General features: G+C 63.2%; 19 protein-coding genes. 3 read left to right on the top strand and 16 right to left on the bottom strand.

What is annotated here, in order from left to right:
• The 8 genes from AAGA68_11680 to dacB form a co-directional block, all read right to left on the bottom strand.
• Positions 1-1302, bottom strand: coding sequence for a tetratricopeptide repeat protein (locus AAGA68_11680; GenBank protein ID MEM9385713.1), 1302 nt, complete (start codon positions 1300-1302; stop codon positions 1-3).
• An 87-nt stretch (positions 1303-1389) separates the two neighbouring features.
• Positions 1390-1989 carry an energy transducer TonB gene (locus AAGA68_11675; GenBank protein MEM9385712.1) on the bottom strand — a complete coding sequence of 200 codons (600 nt, stop codon included), beginning with the start codon at positions 1987-1989 and terminating at the stop codon, positions 1390-1392.
• 146 nt (positions 1990-2135) lie between these two features.
• Positions 2136-2540 carry a biopolymer transporter ExbD gene (locus AAGA68_11670; protein MEM9385711.1) on the bottom strand — a complete coding sequence of 135 codons (405 nt, stop codon included), beginning with the start codon at positions 2538-2540 and terminating at the stop codon, positions 2136-2138.
• A 3-nt stretch (positions 2541-2543) separates the two neighbouring features.
• Positions 2544-2948: a biopolymer transporter ExbD gene (locus tag AAGA68_11665; GenBank protein ID MEM9385710.1), complete on the bottom strand. Its 405-nt coding sequence runs from the start codon at positions 2946-2948 to the stop codon at positions 2544-2546.
• Positions 2949-2961: 13 nt separating this feature from the next.
• Positions 2962-3492: a MotA/TolQ/ExbB proton channel family protein gene (locus AAGA68_11660; GenBank protein MEM9385709.1), complete on the bottom strand. Its 531-nt coding sequence runs from the start codon at positions 3490-3492 to the stop codon at positions 2962-2964.
• A 32-nt stretch (positions 3493-3524) separates the two neighbouring features.
• Positions 3525-4889 (bottom strand): MotA/TolQ/ExbB proton channel family protein, encoded by a 1365-nt coding sequence (locus AAGA68_11655; GenBank protein MEM9385708.1) that lies wholly within the window; start codon positions 4887-4889, stop codon positions 3525-3527.
• A complete protein-coding gene (locus AAGA68_11650; protein MEM9385707.1) occupies positions 4886-5671 on the bottom strand; it encodes a DUF3450 domain-containing protein in 786 nt (261 codons plus the stop codon). The genes AAGA68_11655 and AAGA68_11650 overlap by 4 nt, the downstream gene beginning before the upstream one ends.
• Positions 5672-6046: 375 nt before the next feature.
• Positions 6047-7609, bottom strand: coding sequence for a D-alanyl-D-alanine carboxypeptidase/D-alanyl-D-alanine-endopeptidase (gene dacB / locus AAGA68_11645; protein MEM9385706.1), 1563 nt, complete (start codon positions 7607-7609; stop codon positions 6047-6049).
• A gap of 263 nt (positions 7610-7872) precedes the next feature.
• On the opposite strand from dacB, the gene AAGA68_11640 reads away from it, so the two are divergent.
• The 3 genes from AAGA68_11640 to AAGA68_11630 all read left to right on the top strand — a co-directional run bounded on the left by AAGA68_11640 (position 7873) and on the right by AAGA68_11630 (position 10657).
• Positions 7873-9144, top strand: coding sequence for an OmpA family protein (locus AAGA68_11640; protein MEM9385705.1), 1272 nt, complete (start codon positions 7873-7875; stop codon positions 9142-9144).
• Positions 9141-10022 (top strand): sulfurtransferase, encoded by an 882-nt coding sequence (locus tag AAGA68_11635; GenBank protein ID MEM9385704.1) that lies wholly within the window; start codon positions 9141-9143, stop codon positions 10020-10022. Before AAGA68_11640 ends, AAGA68_11635 begins: the two co-directional genes overlap by 4 nt.
• 152 nt (positions 10023-10174) lie before the next feature.
• Complete coding sequence (locus tag AAGA68_11630; protein ID MEM9385703.1) at positions 10175-10657, top strand: response regulator; 483 nt, start codon at positions 10175-10177, stop codon at positions 10655-10657.
• On the opposite strand, the gene AAGA68_11625 is transcribed toward AAGA68_11630, so the two are convergent.
• The 8 genes from AAGA68_11625 to AAGA68_11590 form a co-directional block, all read right to left on the bottom strand.
• Entirely contained in the window at positions 10611-11435 is an 825-nt protein-coding gene (locus AAGA68_11625) for a phytanoyl-CoA dioxygenase family protein (GenBank protein MEM9385702.1), read from the bottom strand. The genes AAGA68_11630 and AAGA68_11625 overlap by 47 nt on opposite strands.
• Entirely contained in the window at positions 11417-13030 is a 1614-nt protein-coding gene (locus AAGA68_11620) for a solute:sodium symporter family transporter (GenBank protein MEM9385701.1), read from the bottom strand. The genes AAGA68_11625 and AAGA68_11620 overlap by 19 nt, the downstream gene beginning before the upstream one ends.
• A gap of 85 nt (positions 13031-13115) precedes the next feature.
• Positions 13116-15926, bottom strand: coding sequence for a TonB-dependent receptor (locus tag AAGA68_11615; protein MEM9385700.1), 2811 nt, complete (start codon positions 15924-15926; stop codon positions 13116-13118).
• A 204-nt stretch (positions 15927-16130) separates the two neighbouring features.
• A complete protein-coding gene (gene glpK / locus AAGA68_11610; GenBank protein MEM9385699.1) occupies positions 16131-17633 on the bottom strand; it encodes a glycerol kinase GlpK in 1503 nt (500 codons plus the stop codon).
• A gap of 34 nt (positions 17634-17667) precedes the next feature.
• Positions 17668-18756 (bottom strand): galactokinase, encoded by a 1089-nt coding sequence (gene galK / locus AAGA68_11605; GenBank protein ID MEM9385698.1) that lies wholly within the window; start codon positions 18754-18756, stop codon positions 17668-17670.
• Positions 18753-19844: a galactose-1-phosphate uridylyltransferase gene (locus AAGA68_11600; protein ID MEM9385697.1), complete on the bottom strand. Its 1092-nt coding sequence runs from the start codon at positions 19842-19844 to the stop codon at positions 18753-18755. Before AAGA68_11600 ends, galK begins: the two co-directional genes overlap by 4 nt.
• An 18-nt stretch (positions 19845-19862) precedes the next feature.
• Complete coding sequence (gene glpD / locus AAGA68_11595) at positions 19863-21359, bottom strand: glycerol-3-phosphate dehydrogenase (protein MEM9385696.1); 1497 nt, start codon at positions 21357-21359, stop codon at positions 19863-19865.
• 126 nt (positions 21360-21485) lie between these two features.
• Positions 21486-23711 (bottom strand): alpha-galactosidase, encoded by a 2226-nt coding sequence (locus tag AAGA68_11590; protein MEM9385695.1) that lies wholly within the window; start codon positions 23709-23711, stop codon positions 21486-21488.
• Positions 23712-23820: the final 109 nt, after the last annotated feature.

Genomic DNA, 23820 nt, shown 5'->3' with positions numbered 1-23820 from the left:
TCAGCGCCCGCGCAGCGCCGCCCGCAGCTGGGCCTCGCGGTCGATTTCTGACTGCACGTGGTTAACCCACTGACGCGCCAGCTGGCCAGATCGCTTGTCCTTGGACGCCTCGCGAAAGGCCTTCAGCGAGTCCTGGTAGTTCTTCTCGTTGAAGTGCGCCATACCGAGCAGCACATTCACAGCATCCGTACGCTTGAGAGCGCCCTTACGCAAGGCGGTATTGGCTGCGTCGATAGCGTTTTCGTACTGATCCAGGTTGAAGTAGGTCTGCGCCAAGCGGTAGTCCATCTCGCCACCGCTGGTCAAGCTGGCCGCCTTCTTCAAGGGCTCGATAGCGTTCTTGTCCTCCGCCGCGAGCATCCAGGCCTGGGCGAGCAGACGGTTGTTTCGCTCGTCGCTCTCCACCAAATTGGTCTTGTTGATGCCATCATCGAGGATCTTGGCGGCCTTGTATGGCACACCGGCCTGCATGAACAGCTGCGCGAGGGTCACCACTTCGCTGCCACGACTCAAGAATCCTTGTTTGAAAGCGATCTCATACGCAGCGAGCTGGTTCTTTTCCTGGCCGAGCTCGCCGTAGACGCCCGAAAGCTGAATCCAGTATTCCTTTTTTGGCCAGGTGGTGATCAAGGTTTCAAGCACGGCAAGCATATTTGGGTAGTCGCCGAGCTCGTAGTAGAAAGTGCGCAGCAGGAGGTACCAGTTCTCGCGGATTTCGACGCCGCGTTCCTGGGCCAGGGCGATGCCGTCCTGGCAAGGCACGATAGCCTGGCGATAGCGCTTCTTAGCTGCCTCGCCGTCCAATGCGGCCGCCTGTTGGTACATCCCCTGGCATAGCAGAATGTACGGTTCGGGGCCCGGATTGATGGCCACCTTGAACCAGTCCTGCAGATATTTCACAGCGCCGTCGTAGTCCTCGGTGACGAAGCTCAGCTGCGCCAAGGTGTAGATCGTCGAGACTTGCAGGGCCTCCGGCGGATCCTGCTTCAGCACGTTCTCGTACGCCCTGCGAGCGCCCGAATAGTTCTCCTGCTGAAAGTAGACGTAGCCGTAGAAGGTCCACATCTGCGCAAGCTCGTAGGTGTTCAGGTCCTTCATCTTCTCGAGCTGCGCGAGCTTGGACAGGGCGCCGGCCGAGTTCTCTTCCTCTTCCAGCAGCATCTGTGCTTCGGAGAGTATGGTGTAAACCTTCTCCCGCATCGCGGGGGTCTTCTTGGTTTCCCGGTCGCTCTCCCCTTCCTGGGCGAAGGCCGCGGTGGTCACTGCCAGGAGCAACGTAATAAGTAGGGTGCGAAGAGTCATTGGGTAAGCCTCGATACGTCCGTGGACGTGAAAAACACACTCGCCGTTTGGAACCTCGGGACTCGCTCGAGGTTCCGCCGTCAGGCCTTAGCCCTCTAGCTTGAAGGTAATCTGGTTGCGAACGCCGGGCACCTCGATCGGCTCGCCGTTCACCACCCGGGGCTTGTACTTAAACTTCTGGGCCGCTTCGACGGCCGCGCGGTCAAACAAGGAGCTGGTGGATTCGATCACCACCACGTCCTTCACGGTCCCTTGGCGGGACACGGTGAACTCGACGATCACGTAGCCTTCCAGACCACGTTGGAGTGCACGCCGAGGGTAAATCGGCGCCACCTTCACGATGGGCAGGTACTCGCCGTCTGCAGCGCCGAGGCCAAGGCCGCCGATGCCGCCGACGTCAACCCCAGAGAGCGAGGCGGCCGTGTTGCTGATGCTGATGGAAGCGTCCGTCGGGTCCAGCTGCGGACGAGGCGCTTCCGGCGGCGGTGCTTCCGGCTCGGGCGGCTTTTCCGGCTTACGCTGCTTCGCCTCTACCACTTCTTCCTGCTTGACGCGCACGAATTCCAGGAAATTCAGGGACTTGTCTTCGGTGATAGCGGCCTGACCGGTAGCGATCAGGAACTGCATAATGTAGACGAGTCCGAAGGTGACCGCGAAGGCCAGCGCGGCCGACGGGAGCAATCTCATAACCTGGACCATGGTGCTCAAGCCTCCACTAGGACGTTAGAACGCTGCGGCCTTCCAGTAGGCCATCAGTGGGAAGGCTGGACAAGTACCGAGACAGCCCTCCCGCACGTATTTCCCTGCCGCTGGACCGCTTTCGCGAACCGCCGCTACTTCTGCGCCGCAATCGCCACGTTGGTGACGTTGGCCGCGCGTGCCGCGTCGAGCACCTTGAGCAAGGTTTCGTAGTTGCTCTTGCGGTCAGCCTGCACCACCACCGTGCCTTGCGGATTCTGGGCATGCAGGCGTTCGATGTTCGGCCTAAGGTCGCGTGGATCCGTGCGCTTGCGATCGATCCACACCTGGTTGTTTGGATCGATGGCGATGAGGATGTTCGCCTTCGGCTTCTTCACCGCGGTCGGTGCGTCCGGCTTCGTGATCTCGGTACCCGATTCCTTCACGAAGGAGGCGGTCACAATGAAGAAGATGAGCATGATGAACACCACGTCGAGCATCGGCGTGATGTTGATCTCCTGCTCCTCCTCCTTCTGCATGTTTTGCATCGCTCTGCGCATGGCTCAGTTCTCCGCCAGCGCGGGGTTGCCCACGCCTGCTGCTCGGGAAGCGTCCATCACCGCCACCACCAATTCGTTGCTGGTCGCTTTGTCGGCCTGGATCACCACGATGCCTTCCGGGTTCTGGGCGTGCAGGCGCTCGATGTTGGCGCGCACCTGACGCTTATCCACCCGCCGAAAGTCGATGAAGATCCGATCACTGCCGTCGATCTTGACGATGATGTTCTTCTTCTCCGTCGGGTTTTGCGGTTGGTTGGTATCGGGCTTGTTCAGGTCGATCCCATCCTCCTTGACGAAGGACGCGGTCACGATGAAGAAGATGAGCATGATGAACACCACGTCGAGCATCGGCGTGATATTGATCTCCTGCTCGTCCTCTTCCTGCAGATTCTGAAAACGTTGTTGCATCGAACCGCTTGCCTCAGTGGTCGAAGGTCAGGCTTTCACGCACACGTTCGACGGAGCTGTCGGCGAGGCCGTCCAGCACAGTCGAGGCGAACACGCCCGAAAGGGCGGCCACCATGCCCGCCATGGTCGGCACGGTGGCCTGGGCCACACCTGCCGCCATCGAGCGTGCGTTACCGGTACCAGACACCGCCATCACATCGAATACGGAGATCATGCCAGTCACCGTTCCCAGGAGGCCCAGGAGAGGACATAGCGCAACCAGCGATTTGATGATCGGCAGCCAGGCGTTAGCTTGGAGGTAGACACGCGACACCATGGCGTCGCGGATCTGGTGTGCATTCCAAGACTTACGTTCCTCGCGGGCTTCCCACTGATCCAGCACGGACTTCACGTAGCCGCTGTGATTGAAGGAGAAGTAGAGGAACCGCTCGAAGATCAGCACCCACATCACGAACAAGGTGAAGGCGATGATCACGAGCACATTACCCCCCAACTCCAGGAAGTTGCGAATGGCCTCGTAAGCGTGAAATAGAGCGTCGTTCATCGTGTTTCCTACTCGCCGAAACGAGCAGCCCCTTACAGGTGCTGCTCGGAACGCTCGGCTAGGACGCCGGCACTCTGCTCCTGCAACACGTGCAGGATGTTTTTGGCGTAACCGCTCACGAACGTGTGCAGGAGCACCGTCGGGATCGCCACCACTAGACCTAGTACCGTGGTCACGAGGGCCTGGGAGATACCACCAGCCATCAGCTTCGGATCACCCGTACCGAACAGGGTAATCGCCTGGAAGGTCACGATCATACCGACCACGGTACCGAGCAGGCCTAGCAGCGGTGCTACCACCGAAATCACCTTCAGCAGGAGCAGGCCGAAGTTGATCTTCGGTGTCTCGTGCATGATGGCCTCGGAAAGCTTGAGCTCGAGGGTCTCCTGATCCGCGTCCGGGTTCTCCTGCGCAACCTTGAGCACGCGACCCAGCGGGTTGCCGGTCTTCACTTCCTTACTCTTCAGCTGGGAGTTCACGCCCATGCCGGTGAAGAACAGGACCACGAAGCGCCACACGGCCAGTAGCACGGCGAAGGCGCCGAGACCCAGGATCACGTAGCCCACGTTACCGCCTTGCTTGATGCGCTCGACAAGCGTCGGGCTATCCACCAGCAGACCGAGGATCTGACCCTTGGTGGGGTCGAGTCCAAAGGTGGCGAAGCCGCTCTGGGCGCTGGAGATCGCCGAGGTGCTGTTGGTGAAGCGGGCCTGCTGAGGCTGGCGAGTGAGCTCACTCACCGTGTCGATCGCCGGATCGTAGGTAAGGTACTTGCCGTCGGTGACGATGTTGAACAAACCTACGCGAGTGACATCGACGTTTTGCTTCTCGCCGTCGATCACCACGGGCGTGGTGAACTTGACCACACGGCCAGATTCCACGGCCTCGCGCATCAGCTCGAAGCGCAGCTGTTCGATTTCCTCGATCTCAGCGAGCGAGGACGCGCTGCCCATCTTCTCGTTGAGGTTGTTCAGGAATTCGATGCGCTCGGGGTACTGAATGTTGGTCAGGGACGCTTCGAAGCTACCGGAGGTGTCGCTGGCCACCTGCTGCAGCACACCGAACAGCTCACGTAGGGAACCGAGGCGGTTGGTTAGCAGCGCCTCCACTTCGGCGATGCGCGTCTCGTTCTCTTGGAACGATTGTTCGAGGTTGGCGCTGCGCTGTTCGGCGTTCGCCTTGTCGCGACGAGCCTGGGCGAGGAGGTTCTCCTGCTCGGACTGCTGCTGGCGGAAGCGAGCCTCGCGCTGGCGAGCCTCCTGAGTCTCCGTGGCACGACCGCGCTGGATGATCTGTAGCAGCTCGTCGAGGGAGGCTGCGTCCTGGGCCATCGCCGGCGCACCTGCCGCCAGCGTGGTGAGCGCCGCGAGGGCGAGAAGAATCTTAGGTGCTTTCATCGGGCCGCCTCCGGTGCAGCTGTCGGCAGCATCAACAGGTCAGGTGCGAGCTGACCGCCCGCCATACGGATGCCCTTGCGAATCTCGTTACGTGCCTGACTCTCCGAGAGCGGTTGCCACTGGCGAGCCTTTTGGTCCCATACGCCGGTATAGGTCTGGTCGGAGGTCTGGTAGTACAGCGAGGTGCGGCCAACGCGGAGAATGTCCACGGGGCGCTCCGTGCCGTCGATCTCGAGCAGGTCAGCGTAGGTTTCGATGTTGCGGCCGTAGTCCACTTCGATCTCGTAGGCCTCGAGGACTACGCGGAACTTCTCGGCGACGCTCACGTCGGAGCGCTCCAGGGTCTCGCGCAGGCGCTGGATGCGATCGGCACGCTCATCGGCGAGAAACGGCACGTCGAGCTCAACGAACTGCGCCAGAGACTCCACCATGTCCAACATGAGCGGCGTGATCTGACGTTCGATCTCCGTCACGCGCTCGATGGAATTCGTGATTTCCTCGATCTGAGCCAACTGATCGTCTACCTGGCGCTGTAGCAACGTGTTGTAGACGTTTAGGCCGTCGACTTCCTTGGTCACCGACCGGTACTTATCGAGGGCACTGCGGGTGTCCTCAACGATCTTGTCGACGCGCTCTTGGGAGGCCTGGGCCAAACGTACGACTTCCTCGTCCGCACGCAGGACCGAGTTCAGCGTGGCCTGACCGTGTGCGGCGAGCGAAGCCCCCAGCAACACAGCAGCCCCCATGCCGGCCGTCAGTCCCGACAGTTGAATGTTTCTCATCGGCTGTCTCATTTCGAGGTTATTGAGTGGCAATTTGTGAGGAGTGTCAGTTTGCCGCGGTCATCGGGCGACCGTTTCGCAGCCTACGCCATCAGAGCCTAGGCCGCGGACCGGCGTAGTGGCCCGTCGAGCGCGATAATCAATATGTAAACCAGTCGGGACACGGTTCACGCACCTTGGTGCATCAGACCAACACACTGATGCACCCGCATGGACACACTACCCCGTGCCCACCGCGAGCGGCGCGCTAACCTTCGGTGATCGTCGTTCTGCCCGGCTAGCAACCCATTACTACCATGAACACACAGCAATTTGGGAGCCCCGGAAGGTAAATGACGGGCCGCGCCCAAGCACGCTGCGTTGCAGCAAAAAAGCCTACCGATGCGTTGCGTTCTCAACCACTCCGCCGGAGTCTGCGACGTCTACGCAACAGCGCTCCGGAAGGTCCGCGGCGGTGACCATCGGCGGCTCGCAGGCGGGCGCGCCGGCGCTAGGCTCGTTCGTCAACAGCCAGCCGATTAGCGCTTCCTGGAACTCCTCTCCGGGTCCGCGGTGAGCGTTCTGGTGGTTCATCATGATGGCGACCACGTACTCACGGCCCGCTCCAGACATGGCGTATCCCGCGATAGCAGACACGTGATCCAAGCTACCGGTCTTCATGTGCAAACGCCCTTCCAGGTCTCCGCGACCGAAGCGCTGGCGCAAGGTACCGTCGATCGCTGACAAGGGCAGCGAAGCGATGTACTCACTGACGAAGAGACTCTTTCGCGCCTGCAACAACAACTCCCCCATGTGGCGAGCGGTCATTCGCGCATCGCGCGACAGACCGGAGCCGTTTTCCACCTCCAGTCCTTCGCGCGCCAGCCCCTTCTCCGCTAACCATTCGTGCATCGCCCGCACGCCCATCGCACGTGTGGCCGCTTCCTCATAACGTTCGCTAGCCATGGTTAGCAGCAGGTGGCGAGCCATCACATTGTTACTGTATTTATTCACCGAACGGATAACTTCGCTAAGCGAAGGCGATGGAAAGCGCAGCACAGGCTCTCGGCCTTCCTGCACCGCCGCCGCTTCGCGCGCGCGCCACGCACCTTCTAGTCGACCACCAGATCCCTCCCACATGCCCTTGAAGATGCCGTAGTTGTACGCGTCCGTCGCGCGCAGCGCGCGGCGCATTGCGTAGCGATCACAGGCTGCGGGAAAGGTGCCACTGAAGACTACGCGGAACTCGTCTCCGCGATCGCGGGCATCGAAGGAGATCCCGCGCTGGTAGCCTCCACAGGCGCCGCCGCCCAGGCGCAGGCGATTGTCGATCGCCAATCCGGCCACGGGGGGGTCGCTACGAATGTTCACACGCCCGCTGGCGCGATCCGGTTCGAAGCGAAACACCAGTGACTGGAAGTTCATCAGCAGCGCGGCTGGTTGCACGTTGTAGGTACGGAACGGCTGCCCGTCGAAGGCACCCGGATCGCCTGGCTCGCGCGCGAAAGCGCCCTCTTCGAACACGAGATCACCCACAATGTGTTCGACACCGAGCAGGCGCAGGCGCTGCTGCAACAACCACAGGCGCTCCGCCACCAGGTACGGGTCACCGCCGCCCTGGAGCACCAGGTCGCCGTGCAAGACCCCGTTCTGCACCTCGCCTTCGGCGAATACCTGCGTGTACCAGGTGTACCCAGGCCCCAGAGAGTCGAGGGCGGCGTAGGTGGTCAGCAGCTTCATCGTCGACGCGGGGTTGCGCGCGGTATCCGCCAAGTGGACGAACGCCGGGTCATCAATACCTACCTCGTGCACGTAAACGCTGACGTGCTCCGCCGGCACCCCATGATGGGCCAGTACTCGACGCGCCTGCGGCGGCAGCTCAGCCGTCGCACAGCCGGCCATCACACCGATCCCCAAGCCACCGATCAACGCCTTGCTGAGCGCTCGCCGAAAGTACACCTTCAACTCCGATAACCAATTGACAAATAACAATTTATAGAGATCTTCTATAAGCGCCGAACGCGCCTGTGCAGGATACCGCAGGCGCCCACTGCGCAGGCAGGGTAGACGCGATCACACTTCACTTGCACGGCCTAGGACGCCTGCCTAAGGTGAGCCCCTGCCCCCTCCATGCCGAAAGTGACGGCCCGATCATGCCCACATCATCGCCTGCCGCCTGCCCTGGAGCCACGTCGCATCGACCTGCCTGGCGCCCGACGCTAATGCTAGTGCTGGTGCTCCTCGCTGCCAGCTCCGCTGGCGTAGCTCAGGAAGACATGCGCCTTGGCACGTTGCTGGGCGTACCGGAACACGAGCAGCTGCTGTCACCAGTAGCCAAGGCGCGCCAAGGCGCGGTCGATGCGGACGCAGCCCTGTACGCGGAGAGCCAATGGCGACGCGCCGAGCGCACGCTCGATCGCCTGTTGGGTGACCTCGAACGTGGGCGCCGTGGCAGCGCTGAAGAACGCGCGCCCGTCGCCGTGTCCGAGTACCGACTGGCGCACGCGAGCGCCCTGAAATCAGTGCTACTTGCGGAAGCGCGTAACACCCTGCGCGAGGCGCAACGCAGCGACCTATCGCGCCGCACGCCGCTGCTCCTAGAACGCGTGCAAGGCACGCTGCGCCAGGCGGAGAGAGCCTTGGACGAAGCGCCTGATCAGCCGCAACGTGCACAGACTCTGGCCAGTTCTGCGATGGCAGATCTCGCGCGCGCCCAGGTTCTCGCCACCACGCTGCGCGCGCTTGCCACCGATGGCGAGGCCTCGGCAGAAGCCGTTCTCCTCGCCTGGTCGCAAGCGCTGACTCCCCTAAGGGAAGCGCTTGGTGAGAAAGAGCAGGCACTGCCCCCCGCCCTCGCCGGCAACCCTGGGCAGCTCACAGATCAACTCGTCGCAAGCGTACAACGAAGAGGTAGGCGGCTCGCAGAGCTGGATGCGGAGTTGGATACGCGCAACGCGGTGATCCGCGAGCTGCAGACACGCCTAGCCCAGACGGACAGCGAGCTCGACGACATCGCCAAGGACCGCAACGACATGGCGAGAGCCCTCGCGCGCCAGGAGCGCGCGAGGGAGCGCCTGCAGTCCCTACGCGACCTGTTCACCCCGCAAGAAGCCGAGCTCCTTCGCGAAGGTGAGGTTTTCCTACTGCGCCTAACAGGCTTCGCCTTCGCGGTCGGTGGGACCGAGGTCGACAGTGACGCGGCGCCCCTGCTGGACAAGGTGGCGCAGGCCATCCGTCTATTCCCCACAAGCACCGTCGTCGTAGAGGGCCACACGGACAGCTCGGGCGATGCGGCCACCAACCTGCGCGTCTCGCAGGAACGCGCCGCCAGCGTTCGCCAAGCGCTCCTGGAGCGCACGGGCATGGCGCCTAGCCGTATGACCTCTCGGGGAGAGGGCGAAGCTCGCCCCGTGGCCAGCAACGAGACGTCGAGCGGCCGCACGCGCAATCGGCGCATCGAAGTGCGGATCGATCCGCGGGAGCAGAACCCATGAGTGCTCCCGTGTGGACTGCCTTGGTGGACGCAGCATCCCTCGCGAAAGCGCTAGCCAGTGACAGCCCGCCAGTTGTGCTCGATGCGCGCTTCGATCTCGGCGATCCCACGGCGGGTCACCAGTCCTATATCGAAGCGCGCCTGCCCGGCGCACGCTTTGCGGACTTGGATCGCGACCTCGCTGGCCCGGTGCGCGACGACAGCGGGCGCCATCCGCTACCGGACCCCAGAACCCTCGCCAGGCAACTCGGCGCCTGGGGCGTCGCTAGCGGCGAACCCGGTACCCAAGTGGTCGTCTACGACAGCGCCAGCGGCGCCTTCGCCGCCCGCTGCTGGTGGCTGTTGCGCTGGCTGGGCCACCGCGCCGTAGCGGTGCTAGACGGCGGACTCGCCCATTGGCAGGCGCAGGCACTACCGTTGGAGCATGGCCCCGCCGCGCCGTCGGACGTTGACCCAGCGCGGTTCACCGCTGCCGCGAATCCCGAGATGTGCATGGAGCTGGGTGCCCTAGTACACGCCCTCGCCACCGATGAGGTGCTCCTGACCGACGCTCGCGCCGCGCCTCGCTTCGCTGGTGACCAGGAACCGATCGACCCTGTTGCTGGCCACGTGCCCGGCGCCATCAACCATCCCTTCGATCGCAACCTCGCTGCGGACGGGCGTTTTCACTCCCCAGCCCACCTGCGCAAGACCTACCTGAGTTTGCTTGGCAATCGCGCCCCGCAGCAGCTCGTCGCCATGTGCGGCTCGGGTGTCACCGCCTGCCACCTGCTGCTCGGGATGGCCGCCGCCGACTTGCCCCTAGGGCGGCTCTACGCCGGCTCCTGGAGCGAGTGGATTCGGGATCCGGCTCGCCCCGTGGCCAAGGGCATGACGTAGTTCTCGAAGCCGCCACGCCCACGCGCTGACCCCAAGACGAACCGAGACCTGCGTTCTGCTCAGCCCAAAGTGACGTCGTAAACTGACCTCATGCAGTACCAGTTCCCATCGACAAGGCGCCGCCGTGCGCCGCGCGCAGCCTGTGGCGTGTCATGAGCGGGACGAAGCACGTCATTCTGCTGGTGGAGGACGACAAGTTCGACCAGGAGCTGTTTCGCCGCGGATTCGCCGACCGCCCCGACTGCCAGATCGACTGCGCTGTGGATGGGGAAGAAGCCCTATCCTATCTGCAGTCCCATCCCAGACCCAGCCTGATCGTGCTCGATCTGAACATGCCCCGCATGGACGGCAAGGAGCTGTTGCGCGCCCTGAAAGCGGATCGCGCCTTGCGCGGGATCCCCGCCATTGTCCTCTCCACCTCTAGCGAAGCTACCGACGTTAACGACTGCTATGACCTGCTCGCCAATGCTTACGCCGTGAAGCCGAACTCCCCTGAAGAGCTAGTTCGCTTCACTACTCGACTAGAGGAGTTCTGGCTGCGCGAGGCCTGCCTACCGCGCGATCTATCCAACGATCGGCATTTGCCGCCTAAGGGGTTTCGGGCGCCGACAGGAATTCCTCTTGGGCCAGGGTAAGCGATCTGGCGCCGGCCATAATGGCGTCATGAGGTACCACCGCAACCTCCTTGGCGTGGAAGCGAGCGTCGTCCAGGATCGATGCGTTGTCCGCTCGGAAGAAACTCGAAATCAACCCCCAGCGTGATCGCGCGGAGAGATTCGGCGGGGAGCTGTGCAAAAGGCTTGCGTGGAAGAACAAGGCATCGCCTGGCGCCAGCTCACAGCACATCACGCCGTGGCGCTCTCGCAGCACCTGAACCCGCGCCGGATCGGCGGCGCGCTGCTCCCCCACCACCTGGTGGCGCAGGCGGCCAACGCGATGGGAGGCGGGGATAATCCGCAGGGCCCCGTTGTCTGTCGTCGCCTCATCGAGGGCCACGTAGCAGCTGGCCATGGCATCGGTGAGGAATCCGTCGTCGTACCAGTAGCCGTAATCCTGATGCCACTCCCAGGCACCGCCCTGCTTAGCTTCCTTCTGCATTAGCTTGGCGTGGAAGAAGCTCGCTGGCCCCCCGAGCAGCGCAGCGATCGTCGCCACCATCCGCGAAGAACAGGACAAGCGACCGAACACATCATCCCCGGGCGCGTACCACAAGGTGACCCTGCTCAGCCGCCCGCTGCCGTCGCGACGCTCGTAAGCGTTCGCGGAGACTGCCCGATCGAGCGCAAGCAGCTCGCGCATGCGTGCGGCGACGGCGCATGGTAAGAAGTGACGCACTACCAGGTAGCCCTGATCTTGGAACTTGGCGACGTCCGCGGCACAGGGCTCACCGGCGCTCACTTCGCTGCCCCCCACTCAGCCACACCGAAGGGCGACAGCCAGAAGATCACCGCCAACATGGCGATGATGCTAAGCGCGTAAGCCGGCCATCGTCGGCGCCATGGCGTTAGGTCCACGGCTGCCGTTTGAGGACGTTCGAAGGCCCGGGCCATCGGCGCATAGCGTCCAAACAGCAACATGATGCCGCTCGATAGCAGGAACAGGATGGCGGCGACGTGCAGGAAGTGGAGGCCGAAGTCGTCGACCAGCTGAGTGTATCCGTAGCACAGCAGATAGAAGACGAGCGCTACCTTCGCACCTAGCGCCGGCACACGCTTGGTGACCAAACCTACGAAGACAATCGTGAAGATGGGAATGCTGAAGAAGCCGGCTACGCGCTGGAAGTACTCGTAGAAACCGTCGCTCGCCAACGCGATGAACGGTGCAATGGTCATCGCGATGATTGCCAGCACCACCTGAGCGCCCTTACCGAGGCGAATCAGCCGCTGCTCGGAAACTTCCTTGCCTCGGTTCTCGGCATACGGTTTATACACGTTTAGCACGGCGATGGTACTCGTGCTATTCAAGCCGGAGTTGAAGGTGGTCAGGGACGCACCGAACATGATCGCTGCGATGAATCCAATGAGGTAAGGCGGCATCACCTGGGCCACGAGCTGCGGGTAGGCCTCCGCGGAGTTGCTGATCGCCGGCAAGGCCACCACGGCGATCACTCCCGGAAACACGGTGATGGCCGGGGCGATGAACTTCAGCAGAGCACCGAACATCATGCCCTTCTGCCCAGCCGCCAGACTGCGCGACCCAAGGGAGCGCTGGAGGATGTACTGCTCAGCCCCCCAGTAGTTGAGATTGACCAGGATCATCCCCGTAAACAGCGTCGGCCAGGGCACAGGGTCGGCTGCCTTACCGAGCGAGTTCAAGTGATCCGGCCGCTCAGTCACGATGCGCTCCCAGCCTGCCGCGAGACTGCCATCGCCGATGAAAGTGAGGCCGAAGTACGGCACCAGCAGCCCCCCGAGCACCAGTCCTACCCCGTTGAGCGCATCGGACGCGGCGACGGCCTTGAGGCCGCCGAAGATGGCGTAGGCGCTGCCGACCAGGCCGATGGCCCACACGAGCACCCAGATCGCCGCCCACTCCGAGATCCCGAGCAAACCATCGACGTTAAACATGCCGTTGAAGACGACCGCCCCCGTGTACAGCACCGGTGGCATGAGGTTGATCACGTAGGAGATGATCAACAGCGTGGCGACCCAACGGCGTAGGTCTGGGCCGAAGCGAAGGCCTAGGAATTCCGGCGTCGTGGTCACCCCGAAGCGCAGGTAGATAGGCAGCATGAATTCGGCCACCAGCACCATCGCGAAGATGGAGGCAAAGCCGAACATCATGATTGACATGTTGATCAGGTAGGCACTCTCGGTCTCGCCGATGATGGCGATGGCCGAGATGTTGGAGAGGAACAGGGACCCGCCAACGAGGAACCAGCCGAGGTGCCGACCGCCGAGGAAATAGCCCTCAGTGGTGTCGAGCTTCTCATCGCGCGTCAGCCACCAGGAGGCGAAAGCGACCAGCGCCGTGAACGCCAGGAAGGTGATGGCAGAAATCAGGTTCATCGCTCAGCTACCCCCCAAAAAAAAGGCGGAATCGGATAACCGATCCCGCCCACAAGGACGAAGACAAACGGGGACAGGGAGCTAATCAGAATCCGCCGCGTACGCCAAGCACCCAGCGGGCGCCGTTCTCCTCGAAGGACTCGAGGAAACCGGAGTTAGCGAACTCGGAAATGCGGATCACCTCCTCATTGAAGATGTTGATGCCTTCGAGGAAAACGGTGAGCGTGTCGTTTAACTGGTAGGACATGGAAAGATCGAACTGGGTGAAGTCATCAGCGAACTCATTGAGGCCGCCCTCCACCGTCTGCCCGATCAGGTAGTCGCTGCGATAGTTCACAGACAGGCGTGCCTGGAAGCCGTAGTTCTCGTAGAACACGGCGCCGTTGGCCGAGACGTCCGAGATGTTCTCGAGCTGTGAGCTAACACCATCTGTCGTTGCCGTACTATCGGCAAAGGTCACGTTGCCAGAGACACCGAAGCCCGCATTCGACAGGTACTGGGCTGCCAGCTCAAGGCCGTACACCTCAGCGGAGTCGCCGTTCTGCGGCGCGAACACGAGAAAGTTGATGTCCTGAATGCCGTTATCGGTAATCGAGCCGTCGTTCTCGCGGATTACCTGCGGCACGGTGATGGTCTGCTCCACCACCCGATTGGTGACGAAGTCTGAGATGTCCTTATAGAAGGCGGCCACCGCGAAGTAGGTGCCGCCGTCGCCGTAGCGCTCGATGGACAGGTCGAAGTTATTGGCTCTGATCGCCTCGAGCTCGGGGTTGGCGGACTGCACCTGCTCGCCGCCGGGGTTGAAGCTGGTCACGGAAAAGAAGGTCGAGAGGTCCGTGAGCGTGGGTCGCGAGAGGGAGCGTGACGCTGCCAGCCGCAGCTTGTAATTGTCGGTCAGATCGAAGTTGATGTTGAAGGACGGCAAAACGTCAAAGTAGTCGTTGTCGATCTCCACATCACCGCCGGCGGCAAACCCGAACTCCTGGTTCGAGGTGGTCATGCCGTTCGGGTCGCGCACCAAGGTGGAGCTCACGATGGAGCCGAGGCTGCCGGCGGAGCCAGTCGAGGTGAGTGAGGTGTATGCGAAGCGCGTGCCGAAGTTGGCCATGAACGGAATGCGTCCAAGCTCGCCGTCGAGGTCGAATTGGAAGTAGGTGCCCCACACGTTCTCCTCGACCACGCTGGAGGCCGAGGGATCGAAGGTGGCGATCAGCGCGTCGGCGTTCCCCGAGTCTGCGTAGGCCTGCTCCAGGTCACCGGTGGTAAAGAACGGGAAGACGCGCGGGAAGTTGCCATCGGCCGTGCTGAGGAAGCTATCGTCAAAGGTCTGCAGCAGGCTCGGTACGAGCTGCGGGGAGTTTTGCGCAACGGGGGTAGCGTAGCCGCATAGACGACACTGGTTGGCCAGGTTGTTGAAGGCCGTGTTGGACTTCTCGCGACCGACGAAGTCAACGCCGAAGCGCAGCACGTCCGCGTCGCCAAACTCGAGCTTGGAGTCGGCCCGCAGGGAGATGATCTCGTCCTCCACCTCGATCGTGTCGCGACGGGCGAAGTGCAGGCGGATGTCGTCGGCAGTGAGGTTCTCGATCGACGTGTTGCCCGTGTCGGTGGGCAAGTTTAGCGCCGTGAAGGTAGCGTCTGGCGTCAGCCGGCCGTTGGCGTCGAAGGTGAACTGGGCGTTGTTCGGGTAGCCGAGTACGAAGAAGGTGCCCGAGCCACTGGCCGAGCCGAAGTTATCGCGGTTACCTTCTGCATTGGAGTAAGCCGCATCGAGGTTGATGCTCCAACGATCGTTGAAGTAGTGCTCGATGTTGGCGCCGAAGGCGATCGTCTCGGCTTCGCCCTCCGTCTGACGGGAGACGAGATCGAGGGCGAAGGCCTGAATTTCGTGGGCCACCACCTGATTGAACTCATTTACCGCGGCATTGGTGCCGGTGAAGGAGCCGTCGAAGGCGCTCGGGAAGTAGGAGTAACCGAACAGTTGGCCGGGGCTCTCGAAGTTGGTGTAAAGGGCGTCGACCACGACTTCTGTTTGATCGGACGGGGTCCATTGGAAGGCGACGGTACCGCCGATGCGACGGCGATCAGTGAATGCAACTGAGGGCGCAAAGCCGTTGAAGCGAGCGTCCCGGTTGGTGATCACGGCGCCCGTATCGTCGCTGAAGCCGTCGCCGTCGGCGTCGAGGCCGCCGTTGACCAAACCGTTCGCGTCGACCAACACGTCTGGGATCAGAAAGGTGCTCTCCGCGATATCCGTGCGTGCGTCGCGCTGCTGGTAGGAGATCGAGGCGATCATGCCGAAGGTGTCATCCGCCCAGGTGTTGGACACAACGCCCGTGGCACGCAGGCCCGTGGATTCGTCAAGTCCCTCGTACTGGCCACTGAACGACCCCGTGGCATGGAAGCCTGGACGTGAGAGGGGCTTGGCGGAGCGGATGTTGACCCGCCCACCGAGGCTGCCGTCACCGAGACGGGCCTCGGAGCTCTTGTAGACTTCCGCGCCGGAGATCAGCTCCGAGGCGATCACGTCAAAGGAGAACTCACGACCGTTATTCTCCGTGGCTAGCAATCGCCCATTGTAGGTGACCGCGTTGAACTCCTCGCCCAAGCCACGCACAGTGACGAACTGCCCCTCCCCGCCACGGGTTCGAGTAATCGCCACGCCGGTGATGCGCGCTAACGATTCCGCTACGTTGGTATCAGGGAAATCCGCGATGTCTTCGGCGGAGATCGCATCGACGATGCTGCCCGCGTTCTCCTTCACGTCCACGGCACGTTCGAGTGACCCACGGATGCCCGTGACCACCACTTCCTCCACCTGTGCTGCAGCGCCACCACCCCACAGGGCCACGGCCGCACTTGCACCGCCGGTCAGCCATGCCTTGAGCTTGCTCATCTATTCCCTCCTCAGAGCCTGCGCGCACGCGCTCGCCATACGCCTAGGCGCAGACGCCCCAACGCTGTGCACGGGATCAAGGGTCAAGAAAATGTCATCGATTGAATAACCCTGGCCATGGGCCCGATGGTTCGGTCATGTGTTATTTGGGCTAGGGGCTTTGCACCAGGTGAGTCGCTCGCCGCGCGCTCGCGTGGTGAAGACTTATCCAGAGGTGTCCGTGGAAGACCGCGTGCGCGCAACGGCGCCACGCCATGCGTCGAGTAGCTGGCCACGCCTCGAGGCATCGAAAGACGGGTCGAACACGCAGTCCAGCTGCCACAAGCGACTCACCTGCGTAATGTCCTCCAGAGCGCCGTGACCGAGCATCGCCAGGCATGCGGCGCCGAGGGAAGTCGTCTCCGTGTTGATCGGGCGACGCACCTGAACGTCTGTCACATCGGCAGTGAACTGCATGCACCATCCGTTAGCGGTCAAGCCGCCATCCACATTCAGAGCTGACGGCTCCACGCCGGCACCACGAAAGGCCTGCAACAGATCATCGGTCTGATAAGCGATGGACTCCAGAGCCGCGCGAGCGAAGTGGGCACGCCCGGCACCACGACTCAAACCGAGCACTGCGGCCCGTGCATGGGGGTCCCAGTAGGGCGCGCCCAAACCGCTAAAGGCCGGCACCAGGATGACTCCATCGTTGGTATCCAAGGAAGCGGCGAGAGCCTCCGTCTGCGACGCATCGCTGATAATACCCAGCGCGTCGCGCAGCCACTGCACGACCGAGCCCGCGCTGAAGATCGACCCCTCAAGCGCGTACGTGGTGCGTCCCTGCACGGCGTAGGCAATGGTGGCGAGGAGTCCGTTGTCCGCTCGCAGGCGGGTCTCACCGGTGTTCGCCAACATGAAGCAGCCAGTACCGTAGGTGCTCTTCACGGGCCCTGGCGCCACGCAACCCTGACCGATTGATGCCGCCTGCTGATCGCCGGCAACCCCTAGGATCGGAATATCGCCGGCCAGTACCTGAGGGTCGATCCGACCGAACTCTGCCACGCTCTCGCGCACTTCAGGTAGCACCGAAACGGGGACACCGAAGGCCTGGGCCAGCTCGTCGTCCCAACGTGCCTCATCGATGTCGTAGAGACTCGTCCGTGACGCGTTGGTCACGTCGGTGCAGTGAGACCGGCCGCCCGTCAAGCGCCAAATGAGGTAGCAATCGATGGTGCCAGCGGCGAGTTCGCCGCGCGCCGCGCGCTCGCGGGCGCCGGGCACCTGGTCGAGGATCCACGCGATCTTGGTGGCAGAGAAGTACGGGTCGAGCTGCAGACCGGTGCGCTGGGTGACCAGGGGGGTCAAGCCCTGCGCCTGCAGCGCCTCGCAACGCTGCGCCGTGCGCCGGTCCTGCCACACGATCGCGCGGTGCAGCGGCTCTCCACTACGACGATCCCACAGCACAACGGTCTCGCGCTGGTTGGTGATGCCCGCGGCGACCACCTGTGCTTGTGGGTGCTTCTCTAGGGCCCTGCGTACGGCCTCGCGCAGGGTTGTGACAACGCTATCCCACAGCTCCTGGGGATCGTGTTCCACCCAACCGGACGCAGGGTAGTGCTGGGGAAACTCCTGCTGCGCGAGCGCGATCACCTGGCCATCGAGGCCGTACACGGTGGCCCGCGAACTGGTGGTGCCCTGGTCGATCGCAACGATCAGCTCGCTCATTGGGATGCACTCCTCGCTATTTCGCGCCGCTTGCCTAGATCACCGCGAAGGCCTGCGGATGCTTCTCAAGTAGTTGCGCGTACCAACGATCTCGTTGCCCTCGCGCCAGCAGGGCGACGATGCAACCGCCGAAGCCGCCGCCCGTTAGACGCGCACCGATTGCGCCGAGCGCTTGCGCGTCTTCCACCAAGGCATCGATCATGGGCAGCGACATCTCGAAGTCATCGCGCATGGAGAGGTGAGAGTAGCGCATGAGCTCGCCTAGGGCGTCCATATCTGCGCGACGCAGCGCGTGCCCCGCTGCAATCACGCGGCGGTGCTCCGTAGCGCAATGGCGGGCTCGCCGCCGGCTGAGCTCGTCGATCCCGTGCCGCGATTCAACCTCCCGGGGGTCGAGGGCGCAGAGGCTCTTCGCGCCGAAGGCATACCGCGCGCGGTCACACTCGCGCTTGCGCGCCCCGTAGCGGCCGTCGCCGAGGCGCCGGGTGATGCCGCTGTGTACGACGCAAACAGACACGTTCTGCGGCAAGGGCAGCAGCTCGTAGTCGAGCGTATCTGTGTTCAGGAGCATCGCCATGCCCACCTCGCCGAGCGCCACAGCCATCTGGTCCATGATGCCGCAGGGGATGCCTAGGTAGTCGTTCTCCACCTGGCGCGCCAGCTGGGCAAGCGCTAGGTCGTTCATCGCCGATCCCTCGGCGCCAGTTAGCTCGCGCGCAGCGCGTAACGTCGCCACTATCAAGGCGGCGGAAGAAGATAGCCCGCTCCCTTGCGGCAGGCGCGAAGTCACACGCACCTGGAGGCCTTCGCTCACAAAGCCGACCTCTCGAGCGGCACGCAAAGCGCCGACGATATGATCGGACCAGTGACCTGTCGGTGAGTCATCTGCAGCACGCACGGTGACACCCGCATGCTGCTCGCTGGCGATGTACAGGGCATCGTCGCCGGCACGCGGCGCCAACGCCACCTGCAGGCCAAGGGGCAAGGCAGCAGGCAGGACCATGCCACCGTTGTAGTCCGTGTGCTCCCCGATTAGGTTGACTCGCCCAGGCGCCTCAGCGATCACCGCAGGCCGTACGCTGTAGAGCTCAGTGAAGGTCCGTTGCGAATCACACTTGCTCATAGCACTCGGCGCAAGCTCGTGGCGGCCTGCTCGGGCATGACGTCCACGGTGAACACACCCGTATGCTGCTCCACGGAAGCCAGGTACTTCAGCCTGCCCGGCGCGCGAAGGATCGGGTAGAACTGGGCGGTGAAATGGTAAAGCGCTTCCTGCCCTCTGGGCGCCGCGTGCAGCGCCAGCATGTAGGGCGTAGGCTCGCCGAAAAGGGCATCGTAGCGAGCGGTGATGTCACCGAGCAGTTCTGCAAAAGCGTTCGATTCCGCTTCGCCGAAATCCCAAGGCCCCGGCACGCGCCGCTGCGGCAGCAGCCAAACCTCATAGGGAAATCTAGCGAAGGGCGGACACCACGCGCTTACCCCGTCGAGCGAACGTATTCCATAGGTTTCGGCCGTCGCGGCGTGTGCCGCGACGAGATCGTAGCCCTCGGCGAAGGCACGGGAGGCTACCTGGCTTATGCGTGGCACCCGGGCAAACCCGTAGATCTGCCCATGCGGGTGGGGCAAGGTGACCCCGACGGCGTCGCCGCGGTTTTCAAAGGGCAGCACAAAGTCGCAGCCGGAGGCGAACAGCGCCTCGTAACGATCGATCCAGGCCGCTAGCAGCAGGCGACGCCTCGCCTGCCCGATCGAGTGCATGTTTCCCGTTGGCGCGGTGCCGTAAACCACTACCTCGCACAGCCCGCGCGCTGGTGCAGCTGTTACGGCGGGTTGTTGCGCAGGAGCAGGCGCCTCGGGATGGAAGCTCGTGAACCGATTCTCGAAGACGGCCAGTTCAAAGTGCTCGAAGGGTATCTCCGTGACCGCGCCCCCTGGCGCGGTGGGCGCCAGCGGATTGTCCGCCGATGAGGGCTTGAAGGTACGGTGTTGGCGATGCGCTGCGTACACGTTCCACTCATTGCGCAAGGGATGAAAGCGAAGCTCCGCGCCGCGAGCGAGATCCTCGGGCACCTGCGACGCAGGCTCTCCCTCGTGGGGCGCGTAGCCGTAAAGGTGCACCTTGCGACCGTCTGCGCGGCGGTGAGTGCGTCGGTACACCGGCGCCCCAAGGATGCTCTGCCCAAGCGTGTTGTGAGTATCTGCGTTGCTCAAGCTTGCGTTCCCGGGGCGCTAGGCCGCCTGCCGCAGGCGAAGCCAATGCTCCAGATGCTGCACAGCCTGCGCGTCCAGGCGCAGGCCCAACTTCGTGCGACGCCAAAGCACGTCCTGCGCGCTGCGCGCGAACTCCGTGTCCATTAGGTATGTGACCTCTCGCTCGTACAGACCGTGCCCGAAGTGGACGCCCAAGTCGTCGAGGTGTTTCGCGTCACCGAGCATTGTCATCAGGCACGTGCCGTACTGACGAACCCAGCGCCAAAGCAGCTCCGGTGGCACCCATGGTCGCTCTGCGCGCTGAGCATCGAAGAACGGCGTAACGTTTGATCCCAGCCCGTCGCCACCGGGCAGCGTTGAGTTTGCGGTCCACGGCTCGCGTGCATCGGGGAACCAGGGGGTCAGCTTGGCCATCGCCTGTTCCGCCAACCGCCGATAGGTCGTGATCTTGCCGCCGAAAATGGATAGCAGGGGCGCCATTGCATCGTCGCCTTGGAGGTCGAACACGTACTCACGAGTGACCTGTGAGTCACTCTCGGCCTTGTCATCGTAGAGAGGGCGCACGCCTGAGAAGCTCCAGACGACGTCTTGCGGGTACACCGCCGCCGCAAAGTACTCGCTGGCAGCCCGGCAGATGTAGTCCACCTCCTCGGGCACTATCTGAACCGTGTTGCGCTCTCCCTCGTAGGCCAGGTCGGTCGTCCCCACCAGGGTGAACTCGTCCTCGTAGGGAATGGCGAAGACGACGCGACCGTCGCCGTTCTGAAAGATGTAGCAATGATCGCCCTCGAACAGCTTGGGCACCACGATATGACTGCCCTTGACCAAGCGTACGGCGTGGGGATGCTCACGCGGCGCCGACAGGGCGAGTACATCCGCCACCCAGGGACCGGCCGCGTTGACTACGGCTCGCGCCCGAACCTTGTAGGCAGCGCCGCCGCGCGGCTGGAGGGAGGCCACCCAAGCGTCCCCCTCGCGCTGCAAGCCAACGCATGCAGTACGCGTACGCACCTCGGCCCCGAGCTCTGCAGCCCCCTTGGCGTTGAGCACGACCAAGCGTGCGTCGTCGACCCAACAATCCGAGTACTCGAAACCAACGGCGAAGGCAGGCTTGAGTATTCCCGCATGGGGAGGCGCACCTAGATCCACCCGACGCGTCCCTGGCAAGTGCCGTCGTCCGCCGAGGTGGTCGTAGAGGAACAAGCCCAGGCGCAGCAGCCAGGCCGGGCGCATGCTTTGCTCGTGCGGCAGCACAAAGCGCAGGGGCCAAATGATGTGGGGCGCATTGGCGAGTAGCACTTCGCGCTCGCGCAGGGCCTCTCGGACGAGGCGAAACTCGTACTGCTCCAGATAGCGCAGCCCTCCGTGGATGAGCTTGGTACTAGCGGAAGAGGTGTGGCGTGCGAGGTCATCCTTCTCACATAACAAGACCTTTAAGCCACGCCCAGACGCATCGCGGGCGATCCCCGCGCCGTTTATGCCGCCGCCGATCACGAGCAGATCTGTAGTGCGCATCGCCTCGACAACCCTCACGAGTCGCTGATACAGGCAAGCAGGCTAGCGCCTGCCGCAGACAATCCAATTGACCCTTTGGCACAGACTTGTGCTTTCTGGGCCACAGCACCAGGGCCTGGGTCGCGCTCAGTCACCCTCGGCCGCGAAGTGATACACGAGACAGGTATCTGGGTGCATCAAGGGTAGCTGGACGCCGTGCACGAGAAGCGATTCACCAGAGAAGACCGCGCCTTGCTCCAGCAGCATGGCCGCGTCGACGATCGACGGAGAGGTCACCGACACGTTTGCCGTCGGCCATACCACCCGCATGCGATAGCGGCGGGCCGGATCCAAGCCAGCGAAGCGGAACCGCCCAGGCAAGGTCGTGCTGTGACCGTCCGTCTTCGCACAGGAGAACAGCGCCGCCGACTTGTCACGGGCTACCACGCCGATCACGTTCAGGTAGTCCGAGGAATCCAGGCGGGCGAAATCCCCCTCATGGATGAGCTGGCGATGCTGCTTGTAGAGGGCGACAGCCTTACTCAGCGTCTCGAGATCCTCTTCGCTCTCCTGTTCCGGGTCGAGCTCGATGCCCATGTGGCCGAACAGGGCAGTGCCGGCGCGGTACTCCATGCTGTACACGCGGCGGGTGATATGACACGTACGAGGCCCGACGTGGGTGCCTATGACGCTGGTCGGGAAAAAGTAACTCGCACCTCTTTGGATGTGCTGGCGATCGCCCGCATCGTTGCTGTCGGACGGCCACAGGCGATCGGCGTAGCGAAGCACGCCGTAGTCGGCGCGACCGCCACCCGAGGAGCAGCTCTCAATCTCGAGCGACGGGTGCGCCGCCCGTAGCTTGGCGATCAGTGAGTACACCGCGCGCGTTTGGCGGTGGATCGCCCCTCGACCCGCGCTGCCGGGGTGATGAATATCCCGGTTCATATCCCATTTCACGTAGGACACGCCGTACTCCTGCACCACGCGCGATATGCAGTCAAAGAGATAGTCGAAGACTGCGGGCTTAGTGAGATCGAGGGTGTACTGGTCGCGAAACGGCACCTGTTCTACGCCGTTCGCCTCCAAGATCCAGTCGGGATGCGCCCGGTACAGATCGCTGTTCGGATTGACCATCTCCGGTTCGAACCAGATGCCAAACTCCATCCCCAGCTCGCGCACGTGCTCGACCAGAGCATCCAATCCGTTCGGGTACACCTCGCGGGAGACCCACCAATCGCCGAGCCCCGAGCGCTCGTCGCGACGGCCGCCGAACCAGCCGTCATCCAACACGAAGCGCTCCGCGCCAAGGGCGGCCGCGCGCGTTGCCAGGGTGAGCAGACGCTGCGGCGAGTGATCGAAGTAGATCGCCTCCCAGGTGTTGAAGTGAACGGGACGCGCCTTGCGTCTCGCCCGGCCGTCCATCACCCGACGTACCAAATGGCGATGGAAGCGCTGGGAGAGCGCGTTGAGGCCGTCGTTGCTCCAGGCGGCGTAGACCGGCGGCGTCTCGTACTCCTCGCCCTGACCAAGCTCCATCTCGCCCGGATAGAACAACTCGCCCATCTGAGCGAAGGCCCGGCCGTCCCCGTGACGATCGACGCGCACGCGATTGTTGCCGCTCCACCCGAGGTGAAAGCCGGCGGCAGGGCCCGCCTTCTCGCTGGTGAACTTGGCCATGGCGATCAGGCCGGGGAAATTGTCGTGACTGGTGCGCCCGCTGCGATTCTCCCGCACGTAGCTGCCCCGAAAGGAGGCGACTTCCTGAGCCTGGAACTCTTGGGCCCAGCGACCGGTAAAAGCGAGCAAACGTATGAGGCGCCTGTCGAGCGGCATGCAGATGGAGGCACACCAATCGATCGTGAGCGGCTTCTCGCCACGGTTCACGATACGCGTGCGTGCGCTCAACACATGGCTTTCGGGATCGAGGCTGAGGGTGTACACCGCACTGAGCTGCGTGTTCGCGTCCTCGCAGTATATTTGGGCCTCGTGGCGGGTCGGTTGGACCACGCGCACGATGCGCAAGATCGCCGCCCAGTCCTCGCTCGCACGATGGGCAACGAACCCCGCTGGCCCGGATAGGCCGGTGCCGAGTTCGTTCGATAGGGAGGACTGCACGTCGACGGCGGGGCCGCCCACGGTCCACTGGCGCACGGAGAGCAGTGCCAGCTCCTCCGGAGAGCTGTGCTGAAGTGCTTGCCCCCAGTAGACGATACACGGTCGCCCGCCGGGACTAGTGTCCAAGATCAGCTCCACCGCATCGCTGCGCAGGCGCGTGAAGCGATCACCCGCGGCATCTTCCACGGGCGCGGGCGCGGCCCGATGCAAGGTCATATCGGCCTCGCCAGGGCTCGGTGTAGAGCGTTCTTCCGCCATGAGCACTTAGTTCTTGACCGGCACCAGGTTACCGTCGCGAGCTCGGACAGCCCAGGCGCAGTGATCCAAATTCCTGCGCCCAGCATCATCTCTGGGATCGGCGAGGGGA

It is taken from the genome of Pseudomonadota bacterium, from assembly GCA_039193195.1.
Classification (GTDB): domain Bacteria; phylum Pseudomonadota; class Gammaproteobacteria; order Steroidobacterales; family JBCBZW01; genus JBCBZW01.
Note: the sequence above shows the minus strand (reverse complement) of the source record. Positions and strands in the feature narration are given on the sequence as shown.